The 16,556-nt window shown below is 63.5% G+C and carries 14 protein-coding genes; 5 read left to right on the forward strand and 9 right to left on the reverse strand.

The window, feature by feature from the left end:
• Positions 1 to 115: 115 nt before the first annotated feature.
• From ACOGXH_RS15195 to ACOGXH_RS15205, 3 genes are all read right to left on the reverse strand, one after another.
• The gene (locus tag ACOGXH_RS15195; RefSeq protein ID WP_419929929.1) at positions 116 to 1,309 is read right to left on the reverse strand and encodes a Fic family protein; all 1,194 of its coding nucleotides are present in this window, start codon (positions 1,307 to 1,309) and stop codon (positions 116 to 118) included.
• A 227-nt stretch (positions 1,310 to 1,536) separates the two neighbouring features.
• Complete coding sequence (locus tag ACOGXH_RS15200; protein WP_419929930.1) at positions 1,537 to 2,493, reverse strand: YbaY family lipoprotein; 957 nt, start codon at positions 2,491 to 2,493, stop codon at positions 1,537 to 1,539.
• A 98-nt stretch (positions 2,494 to 2,591) separates the two neighbouring features.
• Complete coding sequence (locus tag ACOGXH_RS15205) at positions 2,592 to 3,362, reverse strand: DUF1295 domain-containing protein (protein WP_419929931.1); 771 nt, start codon at positions 3,360 to 3,362, stop codon at positions 2,592 to 2,594.
• 26 nt (positions 3,363 to 3,388) lie between these two features.
• Between ACOGXH_RS15205 and ACOGXH_RS15210 the strand changes: the two genes are divergently transcribed.
• The 3 genes from ACOGXH_RS15210 to ACOGXH_RS15220 all read left to right on the forward strand — a co-directional run bounded on the left by ACOGXH_RS15210 (position 3,389) and on the right by ACOGXH_RS15220 (position 5,391).
• On the forward strand, positions 3,389 to 4,126 hold the full coding sequence (locus tag ACOGXH_RS15210; protein ID WP_419929932.1) for a hypothetical protein: 738 nt from the start codon (positions 3,389 to 3,391) through the stop codon (positions 4,124 to 4,126).
• A gap of 6 nt (positions 4,127 to 4,132) precedes the next feature.
• The gene (locus tag ACOGXH_RS15215) at positions 4,133 to 4,555 is read left to right on the forward strand and encodes a nuclear transport factor 2 family protein (protein ID WP_419929933.1); all 423 of its coding nucleotides are present in this window, start codon (positions 4,133 to 4,135) and stop codon (positions 4,553 to 4,555) included.
• Between the two features lie 182 nt (positions 4,556 to 4,737).
• Entirely contained in the window at positions 4,738 to 5,391 is a 654-nt protein-coding gene (locus ACOGXH_RS15220) for a GntR family transcriptional regulator (protein ID WP_419929934.1), read from the forward strand.
• 29 nt (positions 5,392 to 5,420) lie between these two features.
• Here ACOGXH_RS15220 and ACOGXH_RS15225 read toward each other — a convergent pair whose 3' ends face one another.
• The 5 genes from ACOGXH_RS15225 to ACOGXH_RS15245 all read right to left on the reverse strand — a co-directional run bounded on the left by ACOGXH_RS15225 (position 5,421) and on the right by ACOGXH_RS15245 (position 13,002).
• Positions 5,421 to 6,281 (reverse strand): fumarylacetoacetate hydrolase family protein, encoded by an 861-nt coding sequence (locus ACOGXH_RS15225; RefSeq protein WP_419929935.1) that lies wholly within the window; start codon positions 6,279 to 6,281, stop codon positions 5,421 to 5,423.
• A 197-nt stretch (positions 6,282 to 6,478) separates the two neighbouring features.
• Positions 6,479 to 8,509 (reverse strand): GMC oxidoreductase, encoded by a 2,031-nt coding sequence (locus ACOGXH_RS15230; RefSeq protein ID WP_419929936.1) that lies wholly within the window; start codon positions 8,507 to 8,509, stop codon positions 6,479 to 6,481.
• Between the two features lie 111 nt (positions 8,510 to 8,620).
• Positions 8,621 to 9,529, reverse strand: coding sequence for an SDR family oxidoreductase (locus ACOGXH_RS15235; protein ID WP_419929937.1), 909 nt, complete (start codon positions 9,527 to 9,529; stop codon positions 8,621 to 8,623).
• A gap of 8 nt (positions 9,530 to 9,537) precedes the next feature.
• Positions 9,538 to 12,003 (reverse strand): glycoside hydrolase family 2 TIM barrel-domain containing protein, encoded by a 2,466-nt coding sequence (locus ACOGXH_RS15240; protein ID WP_419929938.1) that lies wholly within the window; start codon positions 12,001 to 12,003, stop codon positions 9,538 to 9,540.
• 138 nt (positions 12,004 to 12,141) lie between these two features.
• Positions 12,142 to 13,002: an SMP-30/gluconolactonase/LRE family protein gene (locus tag ACOGXH_RS15245; RefSeq protein ID WP_419929939.1), complete on the reverse strand. Its 861-nt coding sequence runs from the start codon at positions 13,000 to 13,002 to the stop codon at positions 12,142 to 12,144.
• Between the two features lie 330 nt (positions 13,003 to 13,332).
• Between ACOGXH_RS15245 and ACOGXH_RS15250 the strand changes: the two genes are divergently transcribed.
• Positions 13,333 to 15,072 (forward strand): IlvD/Edd family dehydratase, encoded by a 1,740-nt coding sequence (locus ACOGXH_RS15250; protein ID WP_419929940.1) that lies wholly within the window; start codon positions 13,333 to 13,335, stop codon positions 15,070 to 15,072.
• Between the two features lie 20 nt (positions 15,073 to 15,092).
• Positions 15,093 to 15,770: an SDR family NAD(P)-dependent oxidoreductase gene (locus ACOGXH_RS15255; protein WP_419929941.1), complete on the forward strand. Its 678-nt coding sequence runs from the start codon at positions 15,093 to 15,095 to the stop codon at positions 15,768 to 15,770.
• A gap of 3 nt (positions 15,771 to 15,773) precedes the next feature.
• On the opposite strand, the gene ACOGXH_RS15260 is transcribed toward ACOGXH_RS15255, so the two are convergent.
• Positions 15,774 to 16,511, reverse strand: coding sequence for an SDR family NAD(P)-dependent oxidoreductase (locus ACOGXH_RS15260; RefSeq protein ID WP_419929942.1), 738 nt, complete (start codon positions 16,509 to 16,511; stop codon positions 15,774 to 15,776).
• Positions 16,512 to 16,556 lie beyond the last annotated feature (45 nt).

The following is a 16,556-nucleotide window of genomic DNA, read 5'->3' on the forward strand; positions in this document are numbered from 1 at the left end:
GTTCCCCGCCTTCCCGGTTACGCCGGGAATGGCGGGGCATATTCGTTTTTGAGAGGCACAGAGGTGTTCCCCATCTTCGCCCTCACCGCCAACCTGCTGTTCGAAATGCTGTGCGTTATGCCGGGGGGCAACTTCTCGGACTGAGCGGTGCCTGGGGCGGAAGCAAGGCGTAAAGGAGGTTGACGTTTGCTTTCCACTCTTGACCGTCTCGAACGATCAATCCTGCTTTGGCTAGTCGATTCAGGTCTCGGCTCAGAGTCCGAGGGCCAGTTCGGGCGTATGCGGCGGCCAGTGCCGGGGTGAGACCAATCAGGTCATCTCTGGAGACAGCCCGATCCGCAGGCATGGCCAGCACCAGAGAGCGTTGGCGTGCGCTGGCTGAACTTGTTGGGAACCGATTCATTACTTCGGTGACGTAGTCAGCCCAAGAGACTTCGAGCTGTTGTCCGCGCACCAATTCGATTTGCTCTTGCAGTCCATCTAGCAGGCCCTGAATGGCGTATGTCACGAAGTTGACTGTCGAGCCTGATCGGCTAGAGGCTTGCAACTCGCGGTAGTACTGATCGCGGGTGAGGTTGTAGTGGTTGGAGAGCAGGTGTGCGGCCAGCAGAGGCATCTGCCCAGATCGAGCCAGCAGCATGAACTCCAAGAGTCTTGCGGTGCGTCCGTTGCCGTCGCCGAAGGGGTGGATCCATGCGATGTAGAGATGGGCATACACCGCTTGGATGATGCTGAGCGCGAAGATCGAGTCCGCGTCGTCGGAGCGAAACTCGGCGCCCTCGAGCCATTCGGCGAGACGGCCAACCAGTAGCGGGCAGTCCTCCGCGGGCGCTCCTCGATAGTTGCCCGCTACGACGGAGTGATCTCTAAACATGCCGGGCCTCGCGTCAGATGCGTGCTCGGTGTCTTTGAGCACTTGCCGGTTGTAGTCGCAGATCAATTCAGCCGTGACCGGCGGTAGCTCTCCGCTGAGAGACTGGCGGTCGATGTCGGTGAGGGCATCAAGCACATTTCGCACTTCACGTTCTTGGTACGCCCGTGATGGGGGCGCGGTGTACTCGCCACGGTGAATGCCGGCTACTTGATCTTCGTCAAGAGTGTTGCCCTCGATGGCTGTTGTCGCATGCGCTCCCTTAATGAGCGCCACTTCCTTGAGGTATTCGGCGAGTCCGGGTGTGAGCGGGGTGCTGGAGATCTGTTCGCAAATTGCCCTGGCCTCGCCCAGCTGCATCCACGTTTGAGGTCGCAAATCGTTGATATCAGCGGCGCTGAACGTGATCCACGGATGGGATTCCTCGTAGGCCTTCACCAGCAGGAACTTACAATCTACCCCATAAATTGTCCATCAGGTTGTCTCAATTCTTGTCCGCAGGGTTGCGCAGCTAATTTCCGCTGAGTCTGGCGCGCAAGAGCCCGGCCGCTCACCGTCCGGAGAGGGACCGGGCTCCACTTCCTCGGGCTATTGCCCTCGGCATTCTTAATTTTGGCGGCGGCATTTCCTCAGGCCACCTGAGATTCCCCAGTCAGGGCTGGCGTCTACTGGGTGTTGGCCAGGGGGGTGGTGAAGGTGGTGACATCGACGCCGTTGACGAATACCCGGTAGGTCTGGCCGGGGGTGAGCTCATCGCCGAAGCGGAGAACCTCTTCAACTACGACCCTTTCGGCGTCGCAGTCGATGGCCCAGGGGGTGGGGGGCGGCACCATAAGGGTGATGGTGGCGTAGATGTCCGATCCCCTGATTTCGAATGACTGGCTGCCCCGGCGGACGCAGTTCTCAACGGTCGATTGGTGGTGCTCCACCAGAATGATCACCTCAGGGTGGTACTCCACCACCTCGGCTCCGATCACCTCGACCTCTTCTTCTACATATTGGCGGGAGTTCTCCTCGTTCCACTCGCCGGTGGGATCGGGGGGCGGCTGCACGATCACCAGCACCATGTCGATCCTGGTGGGTTTGCCCCGGGTGATCACGTCGTAGGCGGTGTCGTTGATGAAGGCCAGCCGGCCGTCAGACTCGGTGATCCGCGCCTGGATGGAGTAGGTGTTGCGGGGGTTGATGTCGGCTTCGTTGTAGCGCACTTCAAATGCAATCGGCACTTGGCCCGGGTTGGTGATGACCTGCTCGGCGATCAGCTCAGAGGCCACATCCATCAGGGAAGTGTCCCGAAGCTGCACGGTGACCACCGCCCCCGGGGAAAGCGCAATCCGCTCCCGATAGGTGACGGTGCCGGTGACTGCGGCATTGGCGTCGGGATCGGCGGTGGGGGTGGCGACGGGGTCTGTCGTTGAAGTCGACTCAGATTCTTCCTGAGGAACACCCGTAGGAGTTGCCTCTGGGGATGGTGGAGCAGTGCTGGTGGCGGTGGCATCCGGCTCTGAGCCCACCACGGCGATCGGCTCCTCTTCGGCGCCGCCTCCGCATCCCGCGGCCACTAGCAGAGCGATTGCTACTCCGATGGTGGCGATCAATTGGATCGTGCGCTTGGCCTTCATCGGCAAACCTCGCTCTCGGGAAAGTCTACGGGTGGGTCGATGTCTCTTGGCTCGACCTCACCAAATGAGACGAAGCAACTGCCAATCAAGTTCCCGGCTTAGAGCGACTTTGGCCGGCGAGGCAAGAACGCGCTGGTTCGCTGGATGTACTCGTCGTAGCCGGGGCGCTTCCGCTTCATTCGGTGTTCCACCATGGGCACCCCGGACACCTTGACCAGGATCCAGGTGATGAGCGCCGGGGCGATCAGTCCCACGATCCCGATCGGAGTTGAGGCGGCGACCAGGCCAATCCCCCACCACGCCGTGGCATCGCCGAAGTAGTTGGGATGGCGGCTGTAGCGCCACAGGCCCCGATTCATCACTGTGCCGGCGTTGGCCGAGTCGGCCTTGAACCGGGTGAGCTGCCAGTCGGAGACCGCCTCGAACCCGAATCCGACCAGGAACACCGCAGTCCCAATCACCCACAAAGGGGTCAACCCGCGATCGGCGTCGCTTATGCCGAACATGAGGGGAAGCGACATCACCCACATGGCCGCGGCTTGCAACCCGAACACCCGCACCAGGCTGGTGATCCAGAATCGGTCCCCGGCCCGGCGGCGCATGGATTGGTAGCGGAAGTCCTCCTCCTGGCCGATGTTGCGAAACGCCAGGTGGATGGCCAGGCGCAGCCCCCAGGCGGTGGCCATGAACACCAACAGCGCGGCTCGCACGTCGTGTCCATCGGTGACCAGCCAGCTCAACCAAGCCACCACCACGAAGCCGAAGCCCCACAGGATGTCGACGATGCCGGCGTCTCGAACCGCCACGCTGATGGCCCACACCGTCAGCATCATCCCGGCGATCACCACGGCCGCTACCCACAAGACCATCGGCGATCAGCGTACCGTGGTGGTTCGTGGACCCCGCCGACCGCCATGTGATGCTGGTTTTCACCAACCCGGTTATCGGCCAAGAGGACCAGTACCGCCGGTGGTACGACGTTCATCTCCACGAGGTTGCGTCATGCCACGGGGTGGTCAGCGGGCGGCGCTTCCGGATGAGCCCCGATGCCGACGTGCTGACGCCCGAGTGGATGCGCAACCACGCCGACCGCCGCGATCTGCCGATGCCGTTTGAGTATTTGGCCATCTATGAGATCGAGGGCGACCTGGCCGCGGCTGTCCAGGCGATCACGACCAAGAGCGACTACTCCATTCGGCCCGGCGACAGCTTGGACCACGACACCGTGGCCATGTGGGCCTTCACCCAGGCCGGTGCCCAGATCGGCACGGCCAAACCCACTGAGGTTGACCATCTGGGGATCTCGCTGGCCAATCCCACCAAGGGCAACCTTGAGTGGTTCGAGCACTGGTACACCATCCACTATCGGGAAGTAATGGCGACTCCGGGCTTCCTCACCGGGCGGCGCTACTGGGCCACCGCCAACGTTCTCACCCCCCAGTGGGCCGTCGATCACGGCGAAGTCGGTACCAACGGGATGCCGTTTCAGCACCTCGTTGTGTACGAGGTGGGCACGCGGTACGCCGAAGCCAAACCAGCGCTAGAGGAGCAGCGAAAGAACTTCACCGTCTTCCCCGACGGCTCGATGGACTACGACGAGATCATTGCCTGGCGCTACACGCCGCTAGCCTGAGCCGCCATGTCAGACGAGATCCGAACCCTGCTGGCCCGCTATTCCGACGGAGTGTGCCGATTCGACGCCGAGCAGTGGGCGTCAACCTGGGCCACCAACGCGGTGTGGGAGATGGGCCCGATGACAAGGACCGGTCGGGACGAGATCTCGTCTAGTTGGCAGGGCATGCTGGCCCGCCTCGACGGGGTGATCCACGCCTACCTCAACGGCTGGGCCGACCTCGACGAAGACACGGGCACCGGCACCGGGCGCTGGTATGTGATCGAGCACTTCAAGCGACCAGGCGAAGACCCCATGACCATGTACGGCTACTACGACGACGAGTACTGCCTCGAAGACGGCCAGTGGAGATTCGCCCGCCGGGCCCTCAACCGCATCTACTACGGCCCACCCGACATGTCCGGCGACTTCACCGGCTTCGGCCTCTGACCGCTTCGATCCCTCCGTCATAGGATGCGGCCCCGAGTTGCTGCCAACGATTAGGGGGCATCGCCGGGGGTAACGGCATCACCTGTAAGCCAAACCATGAAAGTTCCTAACCAAATGAAATAATATTTTGTTGCCGATCTCGCCAACGATGGTTCAATCCGATGCATGACCCCGATAGCACAGTGGAGCTTGTGGTGCGCCACCTCCGCGAGGGCATTATCGACGGCACCTATCAGCCAGAGTCGAAGCTGCAACCGAAGCTGATCGCTGAGAGGTGCGGTACGAGCTTCATTCCCGTGCGCGAAGCGTTTCGAATTCTCGAGTCCGAAGGCTTCGTCACGGTGTTCCACAACCGGGGTGCGTGGGTTTCGTCGATGTCCGTGGCAGACCTCGATGACTTATACAGCATCCGAACGGAACTCGAATGCGAAGCGGTGCGCCGAGCGTCGGGTTTCGACGAAAAAAAGATCGACATGCTCTTCGACAATCTCGGTGCAGCCCAGGAGTGCTATGCCCGGGGCGACCACGCGGAAGTTGTCGCCCTCAACCGCGACTTTCACTTTGCGATTTATGAAATGGCTGATTCACCACGGCGACTGAAACTGATCGAGCAGCTTTGGCTGCACTCCGCTCGATATCAGCGGCTGTCGCTTCACTACCGACATGATGCCGCCAGTGACGAGCACAGGTTGATAGTGGAGTGCCTTCGCGATGGCGATCATTCTGCTGCAGCCGAAGCCCTGCGCAGCCATCTGGCATCCACGGCTGAGTTGATTCGGGGCGCTGTCGAGGCGGCCAGCGTTAAGGACCGCGACGAGGTGGCAGCAGCCTCATAGAGGTGCCGCACAGGCACACCACAGCGCCGTTAGCTAGGCGTGGCGATCGTTTGCGTTCTCTGCTCGCCCAGCCCGTCGATTCCGAGATGCATTTCCTGGCCAGGCTGAAGGTACTGAGGGGGAGTCTTGCTGAGTCCAACCCCCGAGGGCGTTCCGGTGTTGATCAGGTCGCCCGGTTCAAGAACCATGAACTGGCTCACGAACCAAACGATGTGCTCGACGGAGAAGATCATATCGGAGGTGTGGCCAGCTTGTTCATTGACATCGTCGATGTTGAGCCACAAGTTCAGCGTTTGCGGGTCGGGAATCTCGTCGCTCGTCACGAGCCATGGCCCAAGGGGGTTGAAAGTGTCGCAGGACTTTCCCTTGTCCCACTGGCCATCGCGTTCCAGCTGATACTCCCGTTCCGAGAGATCGTTGGAAACGGCGTACCCAGCGACGTGCGAGAGCGCTTCCATCGGAGTCCGCAAGTAGCTTGCCTGCCGGCCAATAATGACGCCGAGCTCGACTTCCCAGTCAGTCTTGGTTGATCCGGGCGGAATTCGCACTTTGTCAAATGGCCCGATGACGGTGTTGGGTGCCTTCATAAAGAGAATTGGCTCATCGGGGATCGGCATGTTCGATTCCGCGGCGTGACCTCGGTAGTTCAGCCCTATGCCGATGATCTTGCCGGGCCGCTTGATAGGGGGGCCGAGGCGCGAGATGTTCGATTGGAGCGGCTGGAGGCTGCCAGCGTCGAGTGCCTCCCTCAGGCGGTCGATACCGTCATTGCGGAAGAATTCGGTGTCATAGTCCGCGGTAACGGACCTAGCGCTCAACGCCGACCCTTCAACGGGGTCCAAAACAGCGGGACGCTCGTGGCCCTCAGGACCGACTCGAATCAATTTCACGGATGTTCCTTCTCGACCTGCCTTGAACTTGACGGCAAGAACCCAGTCGGGTCACTTGCTCTGTGACAGAGACCGGGCACTACCACCTGCGTCAGCCGAGCAGCTTATATTATATTATTTGTCGAGAATCGGCTGTATCGTGCCGTCTACAGCAGGTCGTCGCGTAGTGGTACCCGGTGTGTTTGTGGGAAGGTCGGTTAGCTGGTTGTTGCTAGGTGGTTGGCGATTCGGAATGCGTTGGCCAGCACTGTCAGGCCCGGGTTGAGACCGGCGTTGGTGGGGTGTAGGGACGCGTCGGCGACGAAGACGTTGTCTGTCCCGTGGACGCGGCCGAACCGGTCGGTTGCGCTTTCGGCGGGGTCGTCGCCCATGCGGCAGGTTCCGGCACCGTGCTCGCCGGAGGACGCGAACTGGGCGAAGTACTGACGCAGGTAAGCGCCGAGGTCGATGATGCTGGTACATCCCATCGCTTCGAGCCAGTCAGTGCAACGATCCGACAGGTATTCGTGCATCGGGCCGTCGGCGGGGTGTGCCCCTCCTGAGAACCGCACCACGGGTACCCCGTGGCTGTCTCGCACTGTGGGGTCCAAAGTGACTCGTGCGGTCTGGCTGGGGATCTGCTGGCCGCAGCCCATCATCGTCACCACCCGGGCGAAGTCGTTTCGCATGAAGTTGCTGTGCTCTTGCCCGTAGAGCGGTAGGCCCGACATTGCCGGGAACGTGCCAGCGGCCGAGATCGGCAGGTTCTGGTTGCTGTCGTGGATCACGCCGCCTCCGATCACGTCTGGGTTGTGGTGGTTGAAGTCCAGCGTCGACCACGAGTGCCCCGGCCCTGTCCAGGGATCGAATCCGTCGGGATGTGTCCCGTACACAATCGCGTAAGTGTGGCCTTGGAGGTGGCGGCCGACGTGGTCGTTGCCAATCCCCGACCACAGCAGGAGTCGGGGCGTCTCAGCAGCGCCAGCACTCACAACCACTCGTGTGGCGCTGATCGTCCGGGTCGAGTCTCCGGCGGCAATGGCAACGCCGGTCACCCGAGGCCCCCGTGCGGTGATCTGCAGCGCGCGTGCTGCGGGCAGAAGGTCGATGCGGTTCGAGGAGCGCGACATGGCGCGGCGAAGCACTGTGTTGTGGCTGCCAGCTTTAGCGTCGACCGGGCACGAGTGTCCGCAGCACTGTGAGCACCTCACACAGGCCAGGCGTCCGTGGCGGGCGCGGGTATTGATGGCGAAAGAAAGGGGCCCGCTGCGCCACCCCAGCTCGTCAGCGGCGCGTTGCAAGGCGTGGGCGCGTAGGTCTTTGGGCATCGGCGGCATCGGGAAGTCGCTTGCCTGGGGACGATAGTTCCGAAGGAAGGCCGCGTCGCCGCACACGCCGATCTGGTGTTCGGCTGCTTCGTACCAAGGCTCCATGTCGTCGTAGCCAATTGGCCAGTCGACAAGCGTCGACCCTTCGGGCACGCCGTAGACGCTCGCCATGCGGAAATCCTCAGGCAGGAATCTCCAGGCCTGGCCCTGCCAAAGCCGGGTGCCGCCCCCTACCGTCATCGCGTTCAGGCCCCAGCCCATATCGTCGGCATACAGCGTTGATTCGCGGCCGCCAATGTCGACTTGCACCCGGGGCTCATCAGCGGGGTTCTCAGGGCCAGCTGTGGGCGCATATATTGCGGCGCGTTTGCCTCGGAGGTGGTCGTTTCGCAGTTCGTCGCTTCGGTGCTGGCGGGAGCGCTCGACGAGCAGCACGCGTTCTCCGGCATCGGCGAGCACCCCGGCGACGACGCCCCCTCCGGTGCCCGCCCCGATGACGATGGTGTCGTAGTGCTCTGCGGCGCCGCCCAAGGCGATTTCGGGCAGCGGATCGGGTTCGAGGGGAACCACGCCCTCTGGCAGGGGCGAGTACCCGACTGTTCGCCAGCCTGGCGGGTCTGTGAGATGGGGTGCGCCGTAGAAGCCCTCGTGGGCGACGCGGATCAGAGTGCCGAGAAGCTCGTCGGCGAGCGCGGCAACCGATTCCGAGGTGTCGGAGTCCATGGCGAGTGCGGCGCGGACCGGCGCCTGCGCCCATGTGAGGAGGCCATCCCACTCGGTGTCGAGATAGGACTCCACACCGTCCAGCCAGCCCCCGCGGTGATCGACTTCGGGTGGAATGATTTCCTCGATCCATTTCTGGAGCCTCGCCCGGTCTGCCAGGGTCAGCGGGGCACGTTGGGAAGCCGCTAATTCTTCCACGAGACGATGCTCACAGGTTCGGGCCGCAAGGTTCAACGCTGTCGCCGGCTCGCCGCCATGGGCTGGCACTGCAAGCAGGTGTTCTGGCGCGAGCTGATCTAGCCGGGGTTCTCATGCCGTGAGGCTCTCGGAGATTTCCCATAGCCTCGCGGCAGCGTTGTCGTCGCATGCGTTCTTGTTCGGTGTCGCGATCTTGGACTTTGCGAAGTACTGCCCGCTTACTAGGGACAACTCTGGGCTTGTCGCCGCCCACAGCGTGGTTTGCGCCCCCTTTTGGGGGGTCGTGAAGAACATTCCGATGACAGTCCAGAAGAACTCGCCCATTTGCGTGGCTTCGGTGTCGCGACCGAGCCTCGTGCGGACCGCGCCGGGGTGGAGGCTATTCGCGGTCACCGCGGCCGGGTCGAGGCGCTTGGCCAGCTCTCGGGTGAATAGCATGTTTGCGAGCTTCGATGCGGCGTAGGCCTTTCGGCCGCGCCGAGCCCCGTAGCGGCCGCTTTTTGCGCTGAGATCGGCGAAGTCCATTCCTCGCACCCATTTGTGGGCGTCGGAGGCCACGTTCAAGATCCGGGCAGGGGCTGACGCTTGGATCAGAGGCAGCAGCGAGCGGACGAGCTGGAAGTGGCCGAGATGGTTGACGCCGAATGTGAGCTCGTGTCCGTCGACGGTGCTGCGTCTTTCTCGGAGCATCACGGCAGAATTGTTGATGAGCACATGCAGGGCCGGGTGGTCGGCGATGAAGTTTGATGCGAAGCTCCGAACCGCTCCGAGGTCGTCAAGGTTGAGCTGGCGCTGCTCGATCGACGGGTTGCGGGTTGTTGCCGTGACTTCATCGATGACAGTTCGGCCGAGGGCAGCGTCGCGTGCGGTGAAGACGACATGAGCGCCCCGGGCCGCGAGGGCTTCCACTGTGGCGCGTCCGATGCCGGTTGTGCCGCCGGTAATGAGGACGACCTTGTCGGCGATGTCCCAGGCCATGTCGAATGGCATAGCCGTACCAGCCGGGCGGGTTTCAGCCACTGGCGGTGCTATTCATTCGAGCCGACCGCTTCCACAGTTGCGGTTGCATCCTCGCATTCGTCGGCTCGGGCGGAGACGGCGATCTGGCCCGGTCCTGTTGGCCGGATGATGGCGAGGGCCCTCCCGTCGTAGGTGCGGCGCTGGTCGCCGGTAAACGACTCGAGCGAGGTCGGGTCGGCGCTGCCGAGAGCTTGCAGTATGCCGGGGCCTTCTACGGACACCGAGACTTGCCGGTCGACTCCTGAGAAGACAGTGCCGGCGCCGTCGACGAGCTCGATCGCGACATATGCCAGGTCGGTGTCGTCAGCCCGGATCGTCGGGCGGTCGGCGCAAAGCTGGAGCTGCACGTCCCCGGTCGGCGACCGCAGCGCGCTGCGGGCGACTTCGGCGCCGTCGGCATAGCTGATTGCGACCAGCTCGCCGGGCGAGAATTCGGCGTCGTATCTGGCTGTGAATCCGTTCGACCAGCCGCAGGGCTGCCGCCCGAGGGACTCGCCGTTGACCAGGAGCTCGACTTCGTCGGCAGCTGAGTACACCTCGACTGTGACCGTCTGGCCTTCGAACCCGGGCCAGTGCCAGCTGGCTAGCACGTCGTTGAAGGACCATGAGCCCTGGTAGGCGATGTCGGCGTCGCGCTTATCGGCGCGCAGGACGGCGATGTAGGGCTCGGAGCGGAGCCCGAAAACGATCTCGCGGAAGTAGGAGGCCGGGCGTCGGTGGCCGGTGATGTCGATGTCTCCGGCGTGGGCGAGCACCCACGGGTACGGGCCGGTGATGCCGAGCGGGTCGCCGAAATCGTCGTCGCCGGTTGCGTACTGCACCCGCCCGACGCCAGATTCACCTAGGTAGTCCCATCCGGTCCAGCAGAAGTCCCCGATCAGGTGGGGAAGCCGCTCCACGGTGGCCCAGTTCGTCGCGGTTCCGTCGTGGGAGGTCTCGGATCCGACGATGACCCGATTGGGGTACTTCTCGCCGTCGAGCTCGTATCGGACTTCGGTGTAGTTGTACCCCGCGACGTCGAGGACGGCCAGCGACTCCTCGAGGACGTCCCCCACGTGATCGGAGGTCAGGATCGGGTCGAGCATCTCCCGCAACGTAGTGATCCAATCGTTCACGTTGCCGTCTAGCGACTCTTCTTCTAATTCTTCTTGGCGATCGGTCACCATGTCCCTGAACATGTCCGCAAACTTGGGGATGGCCAGCAGGGGTTGGGTGCAGTTCACCACGTAGCGCGTCGGGTCCTTCGACCGCAGCACCTCGGCCATCTCGCGGGCGCGGATCGATCCGGCCGAGCTGCCGACATCGGGGATCTCATTGCCGATGCTGTACATGACGACGCTTGGGTGATTCCGGTCCTTGCGGACCATCGATTCGAGGTCGGCGCGCCACCAGTCGGGGAAGTGAAGCGCGTAGTCATAGCTCGACTTCGCCCACGTCCAGCTGTCGAAGGTCTCGTCCATCACCAGCATGCCGATTCGATCGCAGGCGTCGAGCATGGCCCGGCTCATCGGCTGATGAGCGCTGCGGATGGCGTTGAACCCCGCTTGTTTGAGCAGCTCGACCCGGCGCTCGTCGGCCCGGTCGATCGTGGCGGCGCCGAGCGGCCCATTGTCGTGGTGGACGCACGCGCCGCGGAGATTGACGGCATTGCCGTTCAGTCTCAGGCCGTGGGTCGGGTCGAGTGCGAGCGTTCGAATGCCGAAGCAGACCGTGGCATCAGGGTCGGTTTCCTCGCCGGTCTCGAGGGAGAGGCGGGTCCGGCATTCGTAGAGATTGGGGGCATCGAGATCCCAGCGTCGGGGACCGGTGATCAGGATTCGCTGGCGGCACGTCCCCGTTTCCCCGGGCCGAAGCGAGATCGGCGCAGAGCCCGTGGCAGCCACCTGTCCGTCGGGGCCGATGATCTCATGACTCACTCGAGGGGTTTGCAGGCTGTGCGTCGCATTCCGCACCTCGGTCTCAACGGTCGCCATTACCGTGTCTGCTTCGAATTCCGAGGTGGCCACAGACACGCCGTCGAGCGAGATGTCAACTAGATCGGCCACGTGGAGCCATACGTGGCGGTAGATCCCGGCGCCTGAGTACCACCGGGAGTCGTCGTGGGAGCGGGCTTCGACGCGGATGGTGTTCTCGCCTCCGTAGTTCAAGTAGGGGTCGAGCTCTGCGGTGAATTCGGAGTAGCCGTAGGGGCGGTTCGTGACGAAGTCCCCGTTGATGAACACCGAAGCGCTGCGGTAGACGCCCTCGAAGAATGCCGTGACCCTCTTGTCTCTCCATTCTTCGGGCGCCTCGAACGTCTTCTCGTACTGCCATGCGCCGCCGGGAAAGTAACCGGTCGACGGTGAACCCTCGGGGTCTCGCTCCAGGGAGATGACGGGATCGTGGGGCAGTCGAACTTCGGCCCCGTCTGGGCTCTTGCCCGCGAATGTCCATCGGGTGCTGGCCGTCCAGCCATGGTTCCAATGAGTCAACATCTCATTGCTGCCTTTCTGCTTCGAGTCTTGTGCAAGGTGGTCGAAATGTGCGGGTGCGGGTCAGGACCGACCGCCGGGGGGAACCGACCAAGGAGATCGGCTCCGCTCAAGCGGGAGCATTCGAGCTGAGCGGGTGCTCTACCCATCGAACGGCACTCCGATTTGGCCTCGGCAACCCGGGCCGATTTCGAAGAGGGCTCCGGCGAGGGGCTGATCGGCGCGCTCCGCGTCGTTGAGTTCGACCGACGCGGAGGTCACGAAGAGCCGGTCGAGATCCGGGCCGCCGAAGGCGCAACTCGTGGCCTTGGACACGGGCAGGGAGACTTGTCGCATTAGCTCGCCCTCGGGGTCGTACCGCTGAACGGCCCAGCCCTGCCACAGCGCTACCCAAATGCAGCCTTCGGCGTCGACGGCCAGCCCGTCTGGGGCCCCGGTCTGACTGGCAAAATCGACGAGGGGCCTTCGGTTTTCGCATTGTCCTCGCAGCAGGTCGTAGTCGAACACGTCCAAGCGCAGAACCGGGGTGTCTATGTAGTACATCCGCGTCCCTTCAGGGCTCCAGCCGATGCCGTTGGAGATTCCCACCCCGTCAACCACGGTGGTGATGCCCAGGTCATGGTCGATTCGGTACAAGGCCGAACTCGCGCCGTCCGGCGACATGGTGCCGGTGTAGAGACGCCCGCGGGGGTCGCACTTTGCGTCATTCATGCGAGACTGCGCATCGCCGGCTTCTATAAGCAGTCGGATTTCGTGGTGGCCGTCCGGGCTGTGAAGCCCGACACCGTCGCTGTAGCCGGCCGCGAACCCGCCGCCGCTTCGCGGTATCACCGAGCTGACTTTCTCGCCTATGTCGATGACTTCGTCGGAGCGGTCGCCCACATCAGTGCGATGGATTTGGTGGCCGTCGATGTCGACCCACCAGAGCCGTTCTCCGTCCCAGTGAGGCCCCTCCCCTAGGACAGCGCCCGCATCGACAACGACTTCCCACTCCGAATTCATGCGGCTATCGCTTCCGAATCGGGGGACATTGTGAACAACACTGGTCCTTCAAACAACGACTGTGACGGTCGCCAGTTTCCTGCCTGTTGGGCTGATCCGAATCTGGCGCAATTCTTCTCCTTGGATCCGTTGCCGATCGGCGACTCTGGCCGAGACTACCCCAGGCATTCGCGGTGTTATCAAATTATATTATAATTCAAGTCATGCCCGACGGCGACCGCGACACGCTTGTCGCAGTGGGCACTCGAGGGTCAAGGCAGCAGCCAATCTTCGGCCTGGTATCGTCGTGCGGCGACTGCTTTTCGGGACAGATTGTGGAGAGGAGCGATTGTGCCGCCACCTGAGGCTGAAACGCCGGTCGAGTTGCGGAGCGATCAGTGGTATGGGGGCAGCAGCCGGAATGCCTACATTCACCGGGCGTGGATGCGTCGAGGTATTCCCGATGATGCCCTGCGCGGGCGGGCGCAGATCGCTATTGCGAACACCGCGTCGGATCTCACCCCCTGCAACGTCCACCTGGACGAGATCGCCGGTTCTGTGCGGGCCGGGATCTTGGAATCCGGCGGTGTGCCCCTGAACCTTCCGGTGTTGTCGTTAGGTGAGACCCAGGTCAAGCCAACGGCGATGCTGTGGCGAAATCTGGCTGCGATGGCCGCCGAAGAGATGCTGCGTGCCAATCCGATCGACGGCGTGGTCCTCCTCGGGGGCTGCGACAAAACCATCCCGGCGCTGCTCATGGCCGCAGCTTCAGTGGACCTCCCGGCAATCCTCGTGCCTGGTGGGCCGATGCTGTCCGGCACGTTCCGCGGGGTGCCGCTGGGCTGCGGCACGGACACCTGGCGTCTGGCCGAAGAGGTCCGCGCCGGCACTCTCAGCCAGGAGCTGTTTGACGCGTCGGAGTCTTCCATGATCCGGAGCAAGGGACACTGCAACACCATGGGGACCGCGTCCACGATGGCGCTGGTCGCAGAGGCTCTCGGCATGACCATCCCGGGTGTTGCCGGCACGCCGGCGGCAGACAGCCGGCTGTTGGAGGCGGCACAGCGCAGCGGCCGTCTGGCGGTCGAGTTGGTCGAACAAGGTCGGCGGCCGAGAGGCATACTCACGGAGAGCGCCTTCCACAACGCGCTCGTCGCCCTCGCCGCCATCGGCGGATCGACTAACGCGGTCATCCACCTTCTCGCCATCGCTGGCCGGGTAGGAGTCGATTTGAGCCTCGACGACTTCGACCGCGTCGGCTCGAACGTGCCGGTCCTAGTCGACCTGTTGCCGGCAGGCCGCTTCCTGATGGAGGACTTTCACCGGGCGGGCGGACTCCTGCCCGTGTTGAAGGAGGTCGGCGACGAGCTCCGCAGCGACTCTCCCACCGTCACCGGCCGCCCGCTCGTCGACTATCTCGACGGCGCCCAGAGCTGGGACTCAGAGGTCATCCGCCCACTGCAGAATCCCGTTGCCGCCGAGGGAGGGCTCGCTGTGCTCAGGGGCAACCTCGCGCCGGAGGGCGCGATCTGCAAACCGTCAGCCGCGTCCCCACACCTTCTGCAACACCGGGGCCGTGCCGTCGTGTTCGACAGCATCGAGGACTTTCATGCCCGCATCGACGACCCGGATCTCGACGTCGACGAGGGCTCGGTTCTCGTCCTTCGAGGCTGCGGCCCCAAGGGCTACCCCGGCATGCCGGAGGTGTCGAATATGCCCCTGCCGCAGAAGCTGCTAGAGCGCGGCGTGCGCGACATGGTGCGCGTCTGCGACGGCCGCATGAGCGGCACTGCCTACGGGACGGTCGTGTTGCACGTGTCGCCTGAGGCCGCCGACGGGGGGCCTCTCGGGAAAGTACGCGACGGCGACATCATCGCCTTGGACGTCCCAGCAAGGTCGCTGTGCCTTGAAGTGCCCGGCACAGAACTGGCCGACCGCCGCCCGCCGCCCGCGTTCACCGATGCGCTCGCGGCGCCAGCACGAGGCTGGAGCCGTCTCTACGTTGATTCTGTCCTGCAAGCCCATCTCGGAGCCGACCTCGACTTCTTGATCGGGGCGAGCGGTTCCGACGTGAGCCGCGACTCGCACTGACAACCAGGGAGAGGTACGGCATGGCACGCAAAGCCCTCATCACCGGCGGCTCCAGCGGCATCGGCGCAGCGGCGGCGGCCAAGCTCCGAGAGGACGGGCTTGAGGTCATCACCCTTGATCTCTCGGGCTCCCCCGACGTCATCGCCGACGTCGTCGACCGTGAACAGCTCGCCCGCGCCGCCCGCAAGATCGGTCCGGTCGATGTGGTGGTGAACTCGGCGGGGATCGTCGGCCCCGGTAAACCCCTGCTGGACACCGCCCCTGAGGAGTGGCGCCGGGTCTTCGATGTCAACGTCGTCGGCGTGGTCAACACCGTGGGTGTTTTTGCTCCCGGAATGTGCGAGGCGGGTTGGGGGCGGATCGTGAACCTTGCCAGCATGGCGGGCAAAGACGGGAACCCGAATCTGTCGATCTATTCGGCGTCGAAGGCAGCAGTGATCGCGCTGACGAAGTCGTTGGGCAAGGAACTGGCCACGTCAGGCGTCATCGTCAATGCGATAGCGCCAGCGGTCATCGCCACCCCCATGAACTCAGACACCGACCCCGAAGTGCTGGCGCACATCTCCGGGCTCATCCCGATGCAGCGAATCGGTCGGCCCGAGGAGGTGGCCGAACTCATCGCGTTCTTGGCCTCGGACGCAGTGTCATTCTCGACCGGGGCGGTCTATGACATCAGCGGCGGACGCGCAACCTATTGACCGCTATGCGAATGTGATCGAGTGGCCGCAATCAACCGGAATGTCAGCGCCGGTAATCGCCGCTGAATCATCCGACAGCAAGAAAGCGACAACTGCGGCAACGTCTTCGGGCTGAGCGATCCTTCCCAACGCATGGCGGGCCGCGACGGCTTCGATGTCGACGCCGGTGGCGGCCGCCCCCTCGAGGGCCAGTCTGGTAGCGGTCCAGCCTGGCGAGACCGCGTTGACTCGTATGCCCATCGGCCCGTAGTCGAGGGCCAAGCTCCTGGTCAGGCCGAGCAGCCCCGCTTTGGCGGCCGCATAGGGGAACATTCCGGGCTGGGTAAGCCGGGCGTGGATCGACGACATGTTCACAATCGAGCCGCTGCTGCGCTCGATCATCGACGGCAACACCTCCCGAGCGCAGAGCCAGGCCCCTTCGAGATCGACAGCAAAGGTCGCATCCCATTCGGCGCGTGTCATCGTGGTCGCCGTGCCATAGGCGTTGACGCCCGCGTTGTTCACCAACCCATCAAGCGGACCCAAAACATCCACCGCCTGCTCGAACGCGGACTTCACGGACGCCTCGTCGGCAACGTCGCATCTCACCGCCACAGCCGGTGAGCCGAGTTGGGCTGCGGCTTCATTCGCCGCATTCAAATCGATGTCTAGGATTGCAATTCTCCAACCGTCGGCCACACAACGCTGCGCGATGGCCCGCCCGATTCCGCGGGCCGCACCGGTGATCGCGACGGCACCCACGGCTATTAGGTCCTGTCAGAACCCGTCTTGGGGGCTACTAAGGGC

This window comes from Candidatus Poriferisocius sp. (genome assembly GCF_965208355.1).
Classification (GTDB): domain Bacteria; phylum Actinomycetota; class Acidimicrobiia; order Acidimicrobiales; family Bin134; genus Poriferisocius.